Genomic DNA, 14,347 nt, shown 5'->3' with positions numbered 1-14,347 from the left:
TTTCTGCGCGGTCGCTGCCCATAGTGGCTGATCTCACGGCATACTGGGGCTGTCGCTTTCATCCTCGAAGGAATCTGTATGCAGCTGGATCCCGCCACGGGTTGGTGCCAGGAGGTCGTTCACTGTCCTTCGCCCAACTTCAACGAGCGCCCCGAAGGGGAAGTTTCCCTGTTGGTGATCCACAACATCAGCCTGCCGCCGGGGCAATTTGCTACCGGAAAAGTACAGGAGTTTTTCCAGAATCGTCTGGATATTTCGGAACACTCCTACTTTGAAGGTATCGCTCATTTACGCGTATCTGCGCACTTTCTGATTGAACGTGACGGCCAGGTCACGCAATTTGTCTCCTGTCTGGGACGGGCCTGGCATGCGGGCGTGTCGAGTTTCGAAGGGCGCGAAACCTGCAACGATTTTTCCCTGGGCATCGAGTTGGAAGGCACCGATGATCTGCCATTCACCGAGGCGCAGTACCATTCGCTGATTACCTTGACTCGTCAGCTGATGGCGGCCTACCCGGCCATCACCCCGCAAAGGATTTGCGGTCACAGTGACATCGCTCCCGGACGCAAGACCGACCCGGGTGCGGGCTTTGATTGGCAGCGTTTTCGCGCTGCCCTGCTGGAAGAAGGAGAATCGCAATGAGTTTTCTGGTGTTGCTGCTGGCGGTCTGGATCGAGAAGTTCTCTGCCTTGCGCCAGCGTGTCCAGCGTGATGGCGCCTGGCTGGGCGAACTGGCCAGACTCGAAGCCAGCCCGCGCTGGGGTCAACATCCCTGGCTGATCCTGGGGCTTCTGGTGCTGTTGCCCGTGCTTCTGCTGGCCCTGCTGTTGATGGTGCTGCAGCCGGTGGCCTATGGCTTGCTGGCGTTGCCGGTGCACCTGCTGGTGGTAGTCTACAGCCTGGGGCGTGGTGATCTGTTGGCAGCGCTGGGGCCGTTCCGCGATGCCTGGCGGCGCGGTGATCTGCAGGCCGGCGTCCATGTGGCCCGGCGCGACATGGACCTGACCTGCGCCGACAATGGCGAAGAACTGCTGGAGAAGGTCCAGGGCTATCTGCTGTGGCAGGCCTACCAGAGTTTCTTTGCGGTGATCTTCTGGTACTTCCTGCTCGGGCCGGTGGCGGCCTTGAGTTATCGCCTGCTCGCCCTGGCGGCGGAGCACAGCCAGAACCCGGCGCTGGCCGAACGTGCCACCTTGCTGCGCCATGCCTTCGACTGGCTGCCGGTGCGGCTGTTGGCGGCGAGCCTGGCGTTGGTCGGCAATTTTGTCGCGGTCAGCCGGATCATGCTGCACGAACTGCTCAACTGGGACATCAGCGCCCGGCAACTGATCGAAAAGGTCGGGCGCGTGGCCGGTGAAGTCCCCGCCTCGGCTGAGGGCCCGGACGGCGTCTCCAGCCTGGACAGCCTCTGGGAACTGCTGCTGCGGGCAGCGGTGCTCTGGTATGCCGGGTTTGCTTTATGGACAGTGTTGATTCGCTAGTAGCCACTCAGGCCACTAGCGATTGGCGTTGCCTGTTCTGGTGTGTTCGCGGATAAATCCGCTTCCCCCAGGGCTGCGCCGGGCCCATTTTCTGTATACATCACAGAACCTGTGGGTGCTGGGTTCAGGCGCGAAAGCGCCGGCCCGTCAGCGCTGACTCCTAGGGTCGGTTAACTTTAAGTTACAAAAACTCCTTCCAAATTACGTTATACAGGCAGTCGCTACGGGTACTGGCTGTATGCCTCGCTGTGGTCGCCATTATAAAAATAACAGGAAGGGAGCGTTCTAGTGAAAAGTCTGCTATTGCCCGCCGTCACCCTGATGAATCGCCTGAGTTTTGGACGCAAGTTCAGCCTGATCAGCGTGCTGTTCTTCTTGCCGATGCTGGTGACCAGCTTCTATCTGGTTCGTGATTCCTACCGCGAGTTCTCCGCAACCGAAGTCGAGCTGCAAAGCCTGGATCTGCTCGGCAGCAGCCTGACCCTACGTCGAGATCTGGAAACCCTGAACAACCAGGTGCAGATCAATGCCGTGCTCGGTCAATCCGGCAAGGCCGGCGATCTGGAAGGGCGGATCAGCCAACTCGAACAAAACGTATTAGCCCGCCTGCAAGGCCTGATGGCGGTAACCGGCGATCCGGAACAATTGGCATTGTTCACCAGCAAGCGCGATGAATTGATCGCTGCACTCAAGGCCCAGCAAAGCGAAACCTCCCTACAAAGCAAAAGTGCACTGATCGAAAAGCTGCTGGGCAAGGCCCAGATCTTCGCCAAGATCGTCGCCAGCCAGTCAGGGCTCAGCCGCGATGGGCAAAGCGACCTGCGCCAGTTGAGCGAATTGATCACCAGTGTCACGCCGCAAGTCACCCAGACCCTTGGTGAAGGTCGTGCCATGGGCGCCTATTCCCTGGGTCAGGGATTTCTCAATTCCTCATCAAGCACCCGCTTCGACGAGTTACTGCAACAGCTCGAAAAGTTGCAGGCCGAATATGCCCTCAGGCTGCAGGATGCGCTGGGCGGCAGTCGTAATGCCCACACGGCGCTGGACTCACTGGCCAGCGCCAGTCATGCCTCGCTGAAAAAGGCCAGCGAGCTGTTCGAGGAGCAGGTCGTGATGGCCGACACCCTGGACGCGCCCTGGTCGGCGTTTTATGAGCAGATCAGTAACGTGATGGCCCAGACCTACCAGCTCAACGATGCGACCCTGGCTTACTTCGGCCAGGAACTGCAGCAGCGTCTGCAGCAGAAACGACTGCAAATGCTCCTGCTGGTGGCGGCGCTGGCGGTAGTGTTTCTCTCGATCGTCTATCTCTACGGCGGTTTCTACGTCTCGACCCGTACCACGCTGCGGCGCCTGGGCCATATGATGGACAAGGTCGCGGCGGGGGACATGACGGTCAACTTCGTGGCCCACAGCCGCGACGAGTTGGGTGAGTTGGGCGCTGTGTTCAACGGTACCGTGGCGAAGATCCACGATCTGATCGAGCGGGTTGGAGATACCGTTGGCGAAGTCGAACGCCAGGCTGGACAAGTGGAGTCAGTATCGGCTCGCAGCAATCAGGCGGTAGCCGGCCAGCGCAGTCAGATCGAGCAGGTCGCCACGGCCATGAACCAGATGTCGGCGAGTGCCCAGGAGGTGGCACGCAGCGCTGCGGTGGCGGTCAGCAGTGCTCACCGCGTCAATGACGAAACCCTCAGCGGTCGGGCCCTGGTGGAGTCGCAACAGGGCTGTATCGTCCAGTTGGCCGGTGAAATTGACCAGTCGGTGCAGGTCATCAATCAGTTGGCGATCGACAGCCAGTCCATCAGCCAGATCCTCGACGTGATCAAGAGCATTGCCGAACAGACCAATCTGCTGGCTCTGAACGCCGCCATCGAAGCTGCGCGCGCCGGCGAGCAGGGACGCGGTTTTGCCGTGGTGGCCGACGAGGTCCGCACCTTGGCCAAACGCACTCAGCAATCGACCGAAGAGATCGAGCAGATGATTGGCAAGCTGCACAGCGGTGTTGGCGCCGCAGTCAAGGCCATGGGTGTCAGCCATCAGATGGCCGATGGGACGGTCGGGCAGTCGGAAAAAGTCCAACGGGCGCTGGAAAATATCCTGGGTGCGGTGGGCATGATCGTTGACCAGAACCAGCAAATCGCCGCTGCCGTTGAACAGCAGACCGCAGTGGCCCATGACATCGACCAGAACATCGTCGAGATCAATCGGGCTGGCGAGCGGGCTGCCGAGGGTGCACACCAGACCGAAAGTGCCAGTCGGCAGCTATCGGCCCAAGTGGTCGAGTTGAAGCAACTGATCGGGGCCTTTCGGGTGTGAAGCACTGGCGAACGTTCAGGCCGGAGTCGCTGACCAGTTGAACAGCGCGCAGGCGTTGGCGCTGCTGGCGGCGGCCAGGGCCTGTGGGCTGATGCCCATCAGTTCGGCGAGGGCGGCGCAAATGGCCGGCAGGTGTTCCGGGCTGTTGCGCATGCCGGGGAACATCACCGGGGCCATGTCCGGAGAATCGGTTTCCAGCACCACGGCCTCGAGCGGCAGCTCGGCGATCACCTTGCTCAGGCGCAGCGCCTGCGGCCAGGTGCCGGCACCGCCTAGGCCGAGCTTGAAGCCCAGCTTGAGGTATTCCCGAGCTTCCTCGCGGCTGCCGGCAAAGGCATGGATGATCCCGCCCCGCGCCAGGCGAAAGCGTTTGAGTGTGGCGATAGTTGTGGCATGGCTGCGCCGCACATGCAGCAGCGCAGGCAGTTCGAAATCCGCCGCCAGCTTCAGTTGCGCCTCGAACAGCGCTTGCTGGCGTTCACGATCGAGTTGCGCGAGAAAATAGTCCAGGCCGAATTCGCCCACTGCGCACAGTTGCGGGTGACCCGCCAGGCGGGCCAGCCAGTCGCGCAGGTCGTCGACATCTTCCGGGCGATGCTCGTCCAGGTACACCGGGTGCAGGCCGAGCGCCGCATGCAGTTGCGGGTCGCTTTGTACCAGATCCCAGACCCGCTGCCAGTTGTCCCGATAGACCCCCAACACCACCATCCGCCCGACGCCGAGGGCGCGGCTGCGTTCGAGCAGTTCGCGACGGTCGGTGTCGAAGTCGGGGAAATCGAGGTGGGTATGGGTGTCGATCAGTTCCATGTTCAAGCCTCGCGGATGCGCTGCTTGAAGGTCCGGGCGATGGCCTGGACGCCGGGTTGGTAGTCCTTTTCCTCAATGGCGGCCAGGGCCAGTTGCAGGGCCTTGTCCGCGATCAGTTGATGCTGCTGGGCCATGGCGTTGACCGGCAGCGGCAGGAAATCCAGCAACTGCGTGTCGCCGAAGGTGCCCAGGCGCAGCGGTTGCGCGTTGAGCGGGTGCGCCTGCAAGGCATCGAACACGCCTTGCAGCAGCACGTAGGAGGTGGTCACCAGGGCGTCGGGCAGATGGCCCAGGCGCTGGACCAGTTGGTCCATGAGCGCCCGACCACATTCGCGGCTGAAGGCTTCGCCATGCTCGATCAGCACCTCGCCGGCGAAACCGTCCAGCGCTTCCTGAAAGCCCGCGGACCGCTGCTGACTGATGCTCAGTTCAGCCCGGGCGCCGATCAGGGCGATATGCCGGGGTGTCGGTTGCAGCACACTGCGGGTCAGTTGCAGGCTGGCCTGATGGTCATCGCTGACCACCGAACAGAAGTGTTCCGGTTGCATTTCCCGGTCGATGGCGATGATCGGCAGGCCGCGCTCCTGCAACTGCCGATAGCTGTCGTCCTCGCCCGGCAGGCAACTGGCGACGAACAGCGCATCGCAGCGGCGGGCGCGGAACAGTTGCAGCAGCTCGCGTTCGCTCTGCGGTTCATCGTCGGAGCTGGCGATCAGCAGTTGGTAGCCCCGCGCTCGCGCACCTTGTTCCAGCAGTTTGGCGATACGCGCGTAGCTGGGGTTTTCCAGATCCGGCAGGATGAAACCGAGGGTGTGCGTCTTGCGGCTGCGCAGCCCGGCAGCCTGGGGGTTGGGGGTGAAACCGTATTGCTCGACCACCGCCCGTACCCGTTCCACGGTACTGCTGCTGATGCGCTGTTGCTCGGCCTTGCCGTTGATGACGTAACTGGCAGTGGTGACGGACACACCGGCCAGTTGGGCAATATCACTGAGTTTCAAGCGGATAATTCCTTGTTGGCTGTAGCTCAAGGCTGCATGTTTATTGATCGTATCCTATTTTTGGCCGATGGCTGTGAGAAGGGGGCCTGTGTATGGGCTTCAAGGAATAGGGCTTCTGTCGCCATCGCTTTATCAGCACGGCGGATACAGGGGGCCTGGGCGGCTTGTAACGTGGAGAAATAGCTTTCAAAAAGAACTTATATTTCCTACGGGTTTTAGGCGTGGGAGAATGTTGTGTGCATCGGTGGCCGTGTCTACATTCCTGATGTCGCTGCCTATTCAGCGATACGGGTTTCGCAGCCCGGTATTTCAGTCGGGCGCACAGCGCCGCGTAATGCGGTTTTTTCATGTCTGCTTTATGGCGGGCTGTGCGCAGGAGGCTTATGCCTGCCGGTTTTTCCTGACTGACCGGTCTGCGAACCTGCGTACAGTTCGCCACCCTTGTGTCGCAGCGAGCGTGGAGATCCCCTACAACAGTCAGGAGATTTACCATGGTTAAGAAAATCACCCCCGATCCGCCTCCCGTTTCCGACCCACCTGTGAAACCTTCGCGGCCCGATGCGGCCCGCTTGCTTGATTCCCTCGCTGTCACCCTGTCCAGAACCGTCGACCCCGCCGACCCGCTCAAACCCACGCTATTTGCCATCCAGCCCGACGTCACGGCTCACGATGCGTTGAGCTACGTATCGAAGTTGCTGGAGGTGGCCGAGTTGAACGGTGACGAAATCGGCCTGCATGCCAATCCGGTAGAGCGCAGCCTGTTCTGGGGCATGTTGCACTCGGTAGAAATGGCGAGGGCGGTAGTGGATGCATTGCTTGAAGGTTCCTCCACGGTCCCGACCTCGGCCAGCAACCGCTAAAACTGGTTATCACGCTCTGTAGCAGCCGGGCTTGCCCGCGAAGCTTTTGGCGGCCTCAAGGGCCCATTCGCGGGCAAGCCCGGCGCCTACAGGGATGTAGCCGAACACAAGATTTGTCTGGTGTCGTACGCCTATTCCTGGTTCGAGGCTCCCTTGCAGGCGCGTGCCTTGCTGCGAAAAGTCCCTCAAGCCTTGCCCATCACCCCATACTCTTCCCACCGCTCATGCCACGTTGCCGACCGCCAGGGCTTCTACGTCGGACAATAATCGAGTAACGTGTCCTACATTCCTGATTAAACGTTTCAGCACGCGTATTTTCAGGCGATTGCGGCCCGTGTCACGGTTCTGCCCCACGACCGTTGCACCTTGTTCGGTCCGCGCGCCTAAGCTGATGTATTCAAAACAATACCTAGCGCCCAGCCGTGGACGCTGAATAGGAGAAAGGCATGCTCGAGCTCACCGTTGAGCAGATTTCCATGGGCCAGTCGGCTGTGGACAAATCTGCCGCCCTGCAACTGCTCGCCGATTCACTGGTGGCCGACGGCCTGGTTGCGGAGGGTTACCTGGCCGGCCTGCAGGCCCGTGAAGCGCAAGGTTCGACCTTTCTCGGCCAGGGCATTGCCATTCCCCACGGCACGCCGCAAACCCGTGACCTGGTGCACGTCACTGGCGTGCGCCTGCTGCAATTTCCCGAGGGCGTGGATTGGGGCGACGGGCAGATCGTCTACCTGGCCATCGGCATCGCGGCGAAATCCGACGAACACCTGCTCCTGTTGCAACTGCTCACCCGCGCCCTCGGTGAAACCGATCTGGGCCAGGCCCTGCGCCGTGCCAGCAGCGCCGAAGCGCTGTTGAAACTGCTGCAGGGCGCGCCGCAGGAACTGGCGCTGGACGCGCAGATGATCGGCCTCGGTGTGGTCGCCGAAGATTTTGAAGAGCTGGTCTGGCGCGGTGCCCGCCTGTTGCGCCAGGCCGATTGCGTGAGCAACGGTTTTGCTGCGGTGTTGCAGCAGGTCGAGGCGCTGCCGTTGGGCGACGGCCTGTGGTGGTTGCACAGCGAACAGACCGTCAAGCGTCCGGGACTGGCCTTCGTCACCCCGGAAAAACCGATCCGTTACCTCGGCCAGCCGTTGCACGGTCTGTTCTGTCTCGCCAGCCTCGGCGAAGCCCACCAGGCTCTGCTGGAACGCCTCTGCGCACTGCTGATCGAAGGCCGTGGCCACGAATTGGGCCGCGCCACCAGCAGCCGCGCGGTACTGGAAGTGCTCGGCGGCGAGCTGCCGGCCGATTGGCCGAGCGCGCGCATTGGCCTGGCGAATGCCCACGGCCTGCATGCCCGTCCGGCGAAGGTGCTGGCGCAATTGGCGAAAAGCTTCGAGGGGGATATCCGCGTGCGCATCGTCGACGCGCCGGGCAGCGCCGTCTCGGTGAAAAGCTTGAGCAAGCTGCTCAGCCTCGGCGCCCGTCGTGGTCAGGTGCTGGAGTTTATTGCCGAGCCGACCATCGCCGCTGACGCGCTGCCGGCGCTGTTGGCCGCTGTGGAAGAGGGGCTGGGCGAAGAGGTCGAGCCATTGCCGGAAGTCGCCGTTGTCAGCGCCCCGGTGGAAGAGCCGCCCGTGGTCCTGACGGCTCCCGCCGCAGGCAGCCAGCTCCAGGCGATCGCCGCCGCGCCAGGGATCGCCATTGGCCCGGCCCATGTCCAGGTGGCCCAGGCATTCGACTATCCGCTGCGCGGCCAGTCTGCCGCCATCGAGCGCCAGCGTCTGCAAGAGGCGTTGGGCGAAGTCCGCAAGGATATTGAAACGCTGATCCAGCGCAGCAAGGCCAAGGCGATCCGCGAGATTTTCATCACCCACCAGGAAATGCTCGACGACCCGGAACTGACCGATGAAGTCGATTCCCGGTTCAAGCTCGGCGAAAGCGCCGAGGCGGGCTGGATGGCGGTGATCGAGGCCGCGGCGCGTCAGCAGGAGTCCCTGCAGGATGCCTTGCTGGCCGAACGCGCGGCGGACCTGCGTGATATTGGCCGGCGAGTGCTGGCGCAGTTGTGCGGTGTGCAGACTCTGGCCGAGCCGGACGAGCCCTATGTGCTGGTGATGGACGAGGTCGGCCCGTCGGATGTGGCGCGCCTCGATCCGACGCGGGTCGCCGGTATTCTCACCGCCCGTGGCGGGGCCACTGCCCACAGTGCGATCGTGGCCCGGGCCCTGGGGATTCCGGCGCTGGTTGGCGCGGGGGCCGAGGTATTGTTGCTGGCATCGGGTACCACGCTGTTGCTCGATGCCTTGCGCGGTCGCCTGCATGTGTCGCCGGATGAGGCGGTCTTGCAGCGTGCGCTCCAGGAACGCGACACCCGTGAACAGCGCCTGCGTCTGGCGGCCGAACAACGTCACGAAGCGGCGCTGACCGGCGATGGTCACGCGGTGGAAGTCTTCGCCAACATCGGTGAAAGCGCCGGCGTTGCCGCTGCGGTGGAGCAGGGCGCCGAAGGCATCGGCCTGCTGCGTACCGAACTGATCTTCATGGCACACTCGCAGGCACCGGACGAAGCGACCCAGGAAGCCGAATACCGGCGTGTGCTCGACGGCCTGGGCGGGCGTCCGCTGGTGGTGCGTACCCTGGATGTCGGCGGCGACAAGCCGCTGCCCTACTGGCCGATCGCCAAGGAGGAGAATCCGTTCCTCGGCGTGCGCGGCATCCGCCTGACCCTGCAACGGCCGCAGATCATGGAAAGCCAGTTGCGCGCGCTGTTGCGGGCGGCTGACAACCGGCCACTGCGGATCATGTTCCCGATGGTTGGCAGCGTCGCCGAATGGCGCCAGGCCCGCGACATGACCGAGCGCCTGCGCCGGGAAATTCCGGTGGCCGACCTGCAACTGGGGATCATGATCGAAGTGCCATCGGCGGCGCTGCTGGCGCCGGTGCTGGCGGCCGAGGTGGATTTCTTCAGCGTCGGCACCAACGACCTGACCCAGTACACCCTGGCCATTGACCGCGGCCATCCGACGCTCTCGGCCCAGGCCGATGGCCTGCACCCGGCGGTGCTGCAACTGATCGACATCACCGTGCGAGCTGCCCATGCCCATGGCAAGTGGGTCGGCGTGTGCGGCGAGCTGGCGGCCGATACGCTGGCGGTGCCGGTGCTCGTCGGCCTCGGCGTCGATGAATTGAGTGTGGCCGCGCGGAGTATTCCCGAGGTCAAGGCGCGGGTGCGCGAACTGGCTCTGCCGGCAGCCCAGGCGTTGGCACGCTCGGCCTTGGCCGTGGGCAGCGCCGAGGAAGTGCGTGCTCTCGTGGAGGCGATGTAATGGCGCGGATTCTGACCCTGACCCTGAACCCGGCGCTGGACCTGACCGTGCAACTGGCACGGCTGGAACCCGGCGAGGTCAATCGCAGCCTGTCGATGCAGACCCACGCGGCCGGCAAGGGTGTGAACGTCGCCCAGGTGCTGGCCGACCTGGGCCATCAACTGACCGTGAGCGGTTTTCTCGGCGCGGACAATCCGCAGCCCTTCGAGACGCTGTTTGCCCTCCGTGGTTTTGTCGATGCGTTTGTTCGCGTGCCGGGAGAAACCCGCAGCAATATCAAGTTGGCCGAGCAGGATGGACGCGTCACCGATCTGAACGGGCCGGGCCCAGAGGTCGATGATCAGGCTCAGCAGGCATTACTGGATACTCTTGAGCGGATCGCCCCCGGCCATGATGCGGTGGTGGTCGCCGGCAGCTTGCCTCGGGGCGTCAGCCCGCAATGGTTGCAAACGCTGTTGTTGCGCTTGAAGCAACTGGGGCTGAAAGTCGCCCTCGACACCAGTGGTGCGGCCTTGCAGGCCGGGTTGGCGGCAGCGCCGTGGTTGGTCAAACCCAATACCGAAGAATTGTCCGAGGTCCTGCGGCGTCCGGTGGACACTGCCCAGGCACAGGCCGAGGCTGCAGCCAGTCTGCAGGCCCAGGGCATTGAGCACGTGGTGGTGTCCCAGGGCGCCGAGGGGGTCAACTGGTTTGGCGCGACCGAGGCGCTGCATGCACAGCCGCCGAAGGTCAGCGTGGCGAGCACCGTCGGTGCCGGCGATTCGTTGCTGGCGGGCATGCTCCATGGTCTGCTCTGTGGCCATCCGGCTCAGCAGACGCTGCGTACCGCCACGGCGATTGCCGCCCAGGCGGTGACCCAGATCGGTTTCGGCATCAGTGACCGGGCGCAATTGGCGCAGCTTGAACACGGCGTCAGCGTGCACGCCCTGACAGAAGAATAAGAGGGATTGTGATGAACGTAGCCATTGTTACCGCCTGCCCGAATGGCATGGTCACCAGTGTGTTGTGCGCTCGCCTGCTTGAGGCAGCGGCCTTGCGCCTGGGTTGGAGCACCAGCGTAGAAGTGCACGACCCGCGCCACCCGGAACGTCAACTGTCGGCGAGCACCCTCGCGGCGGCGGAGTGGGTGCTGCTGGTCAGCAGCGTGCCTGTGGATATGTCGCGGTTCGTCGGCAAGCGGGTCTATCAGGCCGCGCCGGCCCAGGCCCTGCAGGATGTCGACGGCGTGCTGAGTCGCGGCGCCGCAGAGGCCAAGGTGCATGTCGCCGCTGAGCCGTCGGTCGACGCAACTGCGCCCGGTCAGCGGCCGGCGCGGCTGGTGGCGGTGACTGCCTGTCCGACTGGCGTCGCCCACACCTTCATGGCGGCCGAAGCCTTGCAGCAATCGGCCAAGCGCCTCGGTTACGAGTTGCAGGTGGAAACCCAGGGCTCGGTTGGCGCGCGTAATCCGCTGAGCGCCCAGGCCATCGCCGAGGCCGACGTGGTGTTGCTGGCGGCCGATATCGAAGTCGCCACCGAGCGTTTCGCCGGCAAGAAGATCTACCGCTGCGGCACCGGCATCGCCCTCAAGCAGCCGGATGCGACGCTGAACAAGGCCCTGGCCGAGGGGCAACTGGAAAGTGCGGCGGCGGGTGCCGGCCAGGCACCGGCCAAGCAGGAAAAGACCGGCGTCTACAAACACCTGCTGACCGGTGTGTCGTTCATGTTGCCGATGGTGGTGGCGGGTGGTCTGTTGATCGCCTTGTCGTTCGTGTTCGGCATCACCGCCTTCAAGGAGCCCGGTACCCTCGCGGCGGCACTGATGCAGATCGGTGGTGAGAGTGCGTTCAAACTGATGGTGCCACTGCTGGCCGGCTACATCGCCTACTCGATTGCCGACCGTCCCGGTCTGGCGCCGGGCATGATCGGCGGGTTGCTGGCGAGCACCCTCGGTGCCGGCTTCATCGGCGGTATCGTCGCCGGTTTCCTGGCTGGCTACAGCGCCAAGGCGATCAATCGTTACGCCCGCTTGCCGGTCAGTCTGGAAGCCTTGAAGCCGATTCTGATCATTCCGTTGCTGGCGAGTCTGTTCACCGGATTGGTGATGATCTACGTGGTCGGCAAGCCGGTGGCGGGGATGCTCGAAGGTCTGACGCATTTCCTCGACAGCATGGGCACCACCAACGCGATCCTGCTCGGGGTGGTGCTGGGCGGGATGATGTGTGTCGACCTCGGCGGGCCGATCAACAAGGCGGCCTATGCGTTCTCGGTGGGGCTGTTGGCGTCGCAGAGTTATGCACCGATGGCGGCGACCATGGCGGCCGGCATGGTGCCGCCGATCGGCCTGGGGATCGCCACGCTGATTGCCCGACGCAAGTTTGCCCAGAGCGAGCGCGAGGCGGGCAAGGCAGCGTTTGTGCTGGGGTTGTGCTTCATCTCCGAAGGCGCGATCCCGTTTGCGGCGAAGGACCCGTTGCGGGTGATTCCGGCGAGCATCGCCGGTGGTGCGCTGACCGGCGCCTTGTCGATGTACTTCGGCTGCAAGCTGATGGCGCCCCATGGCGGGTTGTTCGTGCTGCTGATCCCGAATGCGATCAACCATGCCTTGCCGTACCTGCTGGCGATCATTGCCGGCAGCTTGCTGACGGCGGTGGTTTATGCGGTGCTCAAGCGCCCGGAAGCGGTCGAACTGGTCGCTCAGCCAGCGCAGGCCTGATCCACGATTTAGCCTGCTGAAGGTACGCCACTCTGTGGCGAGCAGGCTTTTGTGGCGCGCGGTTTTTTGTGGTGAGCGGGCTTGCCCGCGCTGGGGAGCAACGCTCCCCCGAAAGCCTGCACTTGCGGTTCATCAGATACGCTGTGGTGTTGGTTTTGCGGCTGCTTTACCACTGAGCGCGGCGGTGCGGCGTTCCGAAAAGCCCGCTCGCCATGATTCGCTTACTCCGCTTGTCACTGTCATACCTCTTTCATTCCCCGAAGCTAAGTTCAGCACTTGGCTTTTTCAGGGAATTCACCATGAGCGATTTCAATCTCGGACGCCGTCGTGTCATGCAGGCCGTAGGCGCCGGTATTCTCCTGCCCGGCCTGGCCCCCGCAGTGATCGCTTCGGTCAAGGATCGTCCACAATTGACTGATGGCGTGCAGTCCGGCGACTTGCAGGGCGACAAGGCAATAGTCTGGAGCCGCACCGATCGTCCGGCCCGGATGGTGGTGGAGTGGGACACTCGCAGTGTCTTCAGCAACCCGCGCCGGTTCGTCTCGGCGCTGGCCGACGCCCGTACCGACTTCACCGCCCGGGTAGAACTGACCGGCCTGCCGGTCGACCAGGCGATTTTCTACCGCGTGCGCTTCGAGGACGCCCAGACCGGTACTTCCAGCGAACCCTGGTTCGGCCACCTGCGCAGCGTGCCGCAACAACGTCGCGACATCCGCTTCGTCTGGAGCGGTGACACCGTCGGCCAGGGCTTCGGCATCAACCCGGACATCGGTGGCATGCGCATCTACGAGGCCATGCGTCTGCGCCTGCCGGACTTCTTTATCCACAGCGGCGACACGATCTACGCCGATGGCCCGATCCCGGCGCAGATCACCACGGAAAGCGGACGGATCTGGCGCAACCTCACCACCGAGGCCAAGAGCAAGGTCGCCGAGACCCTCGACGAGTTTCGCGGCAACTACCGCTACAACCTGATGGACGACAACCTGCGGCGCTTCAACGCCGAGGTCCCGCAGATCTGGCAATGGGACGATCACGAGGTGACCAACAACTGGTCGCCCAGCAAGCAGTTGGACGAGCGCTACAAGAGCAAGGATATCCACAGCCTGGTCGGCCATGCGCGCCAGGCCTGGCTGGAATACGCGCCGTTGCGCCGGCAGCAGGCCGACGGCGGTGGGCGGATCTATCGCAAGCTCAGCTATGGGCCGTTGCTTGATGTGTTCGTGCTCGACATGCGCAGCTATCGCGGGCCGAACGACGACAACCTGGGCGCGCAAAAGGCCTTTCTCGGCCGCGAGCAACTGGAATGGCTCAAGGGCCAACTCAAGGGTTCCCAGGCGCAATGGAAAGTCATCGCTGCCGACATGCCGATCGGCCTCGGTGTGCCTGATGGTGAGGTCAGCCCGGGTGTACCGCGCTGGGAAGCAATTGCCAACGGCGACCCCGGAGCGGCCCAGGGGCGTGAACTGGAGATCGCCGAACTGCTCGGCTACCTGCGGGCGCAGCAGGTGCGCAACACGGTCTGGTTGACCGCCGATGTTCACTATTGCGCGGCCCACCACTATCACCCGGACCGTGCCGCGTTCCAGGATTTTGAGCCGTTCTGGGAGTTTGTCGCCGGGCCTTTGAACGCCGGCAGTTTCGGTCCCAATGTGCTCGACAAGACTTTCGGTCCACGGGTGGTGTTCGAGAAGGCACCCGCCGTGCAGAACAGTTCACCGTTCGCCGGCTTCCAGTTTTTTGGCGAGGTGAACATCGACGGTCAGAGTGGCGAGATGAACGTGGTGTTGCGCGATCTGGAGGGTGTCGCGGTGTTCGAGCAGAAACTGCAGCCGGTCTGAAGGTTGGCCGCGCCCATGCAACTGGGCGCGTTTCTCAG

General features: G+C 63.3%; 10 protein-coding genes and 1 pseudogene. 9 read left to right on the top strand and 2 right to left on the bottom strand.

The genetic code is table 11. The annotated features are described in order from the left end of the window. The first annotated feature begins 78 nt into the window (after positions 1-78). The 4 genes and pseudogenes from ampD (at position 79) to BLU37_RS29805 (ending at position 3,800) form a co-directional block, all read left to right on the top strand. The gene (ampD, locus tag BLU37_RS02835; RefSeq protein WP_010451907.1) at positions 79-642 is read left to right on the top strand and encodes a 1,6-anhydro-N-acetylmuramyl-L-alanine amidase AmpD; all 564 of its coding nucleotides are present in this window, start codon (positions 79-81) and stop codon (positions 640-642) included. Then, positions 639-1,481, top strand: coding sequence for a regulatory signaling modulator protein AmpE (gene ampE, locus BLU37_RS02830; protein ID WP_090202180.1), 843 nt, complete (start codon positions 639-641; stop codon positions 1,479-1,481). Before ampD ends, ampE begins: the two co-directional genes overlap by 4 nt. 321 nt (positions 1,482-1,802) lie before the next feature. Beyond that, positions 1,803-2,894 (top strand): annotated as a pseudogene (locus BLU37_RS29810) (methyl-accepting chemotaxis protein); the annotation flags it as partial. Next, entirely contained in the window at positions 2,871-3,800 is a 930-nt protein-coding gene (locus BLU37_RS29805; RefSeq protein WP_408003669.1) for a methyl-accepting chemotaxis protein, read from the top strand. The pseudogene BLU37_RS29810 and the gene BLU37_RS29805, both read left to right, overlap by 24 nt. A gap of 15 nt (positions 3,801-3,815) precedes the next feature. On the opposite strand, the gene BLU37_RS02820 is transcribed toward BLU37_RS29805, so the two are convergent. Next, positions 3,816-4,607 carry a TatD family hydrolase gene (locus BLU37_RS02820; RefSeq protein ID WP_090202178.1) on the bottom strand — a complete coding sequence of 264 codons (792 nt, stop codon included), beginning with the start codon at positions 4,605-4,607 and terminating at the stop codon, positions 3,816-3,818. Positions 4,608-4,609: 2 nt separating this feature from the next. Next, on the bottom strand, positions 4,610-5,605 hold the full coding sequence (cra, locus tag BLU37_RS02815; protein ID WP_090202177.1) for a catabolite repressor/activator: 996 nt from the start codon (positions 5,603-5,605) through the stop codon (positions 4,610-4,612). Between the two features lie 491 nt (positions 5,606-6,096). Here cra and BLU37_RS02810 point away from each other — a divergent pair, with 491 nt between their 5' ends. The 5 genes from BLU37_RS02810 (at position 6,097) to BLU37_RS02790 (ending at position 14,309) form a co-directional block, all read left to right on the top strand. Further along, entirely contained in the window at positions 6,097-6,465 is a 369-nt protein-coding gene (locus BLU37_RS02810; RefSeq protein WP_090202176.1) for a hypothetical protein, read from the top strand. A gap of 446 nt (positions 6,466-6,911) precedes the next feature. Continuing rightward, entirely contained in the window at positions 6,912-9,773 is a 2,862-nt protein-coding gene (ptsP, locus tag BLU37_RS02805) for a phosphoenolpyruvate--protein phosphotransferase (RefSeq protein ID WP_090202175.1), read from the top strand. Next, positions 9,773-10,714, top strand: a complete 942-nt coding sequence (pfkB, locus tag BLU37_RS02800) for a 1-phosphofructokinase (protein WP_090202174.1) — start codon at positions 9,773-9,775, stop codon at positions 10,712-10,714. The genes ptsP and pfkB overlap by 1 nt, the downstream gene beginning before the upstream one ends. Before the next feature lie 11 nt (positions 10,715-10,725). Then, entirely contained in the window at positions 10,726-12,468 is a 1,743-nt protein-coding gene (locus tag BLU37_RS02795; RefSeq protein WP_090202173.1) for a PTS fructose-like transporter subunit IIB, read from the top strand. A gap of 299 nt (positions 12,469-12,767) precedes the next feature. Beyond that, positions 12,768-14,309, top strand: coding sequence for an alkaline phosphatase D family protein (locus BLU37_RS02790; protein WP_090202172.1), 1,542 nt, complete (start codon positions 12,768-12,770; stop codon positions 14,307-14,309). The last annotated feature ends 38 nt before the right edge of the window (positions 14,310-14,347 follow it).

The sequence above is a fragment of the Pseudomonas asplenii genome (assembly GCF_900105475.1).
In the GTDB taxonomy this organism is placed as follows: Bacteria; Pseudomonadota; Gammaproteobacteria; order Pseudomonadales; family Pseudomonadaceae; genus Aquipseudomonas; species Aquipseudomonas asplenii.
Note: the sequence above shows the minus strand (reverse complement) of the source record. Positions and strands in the feature narration are given on the sequence as shown.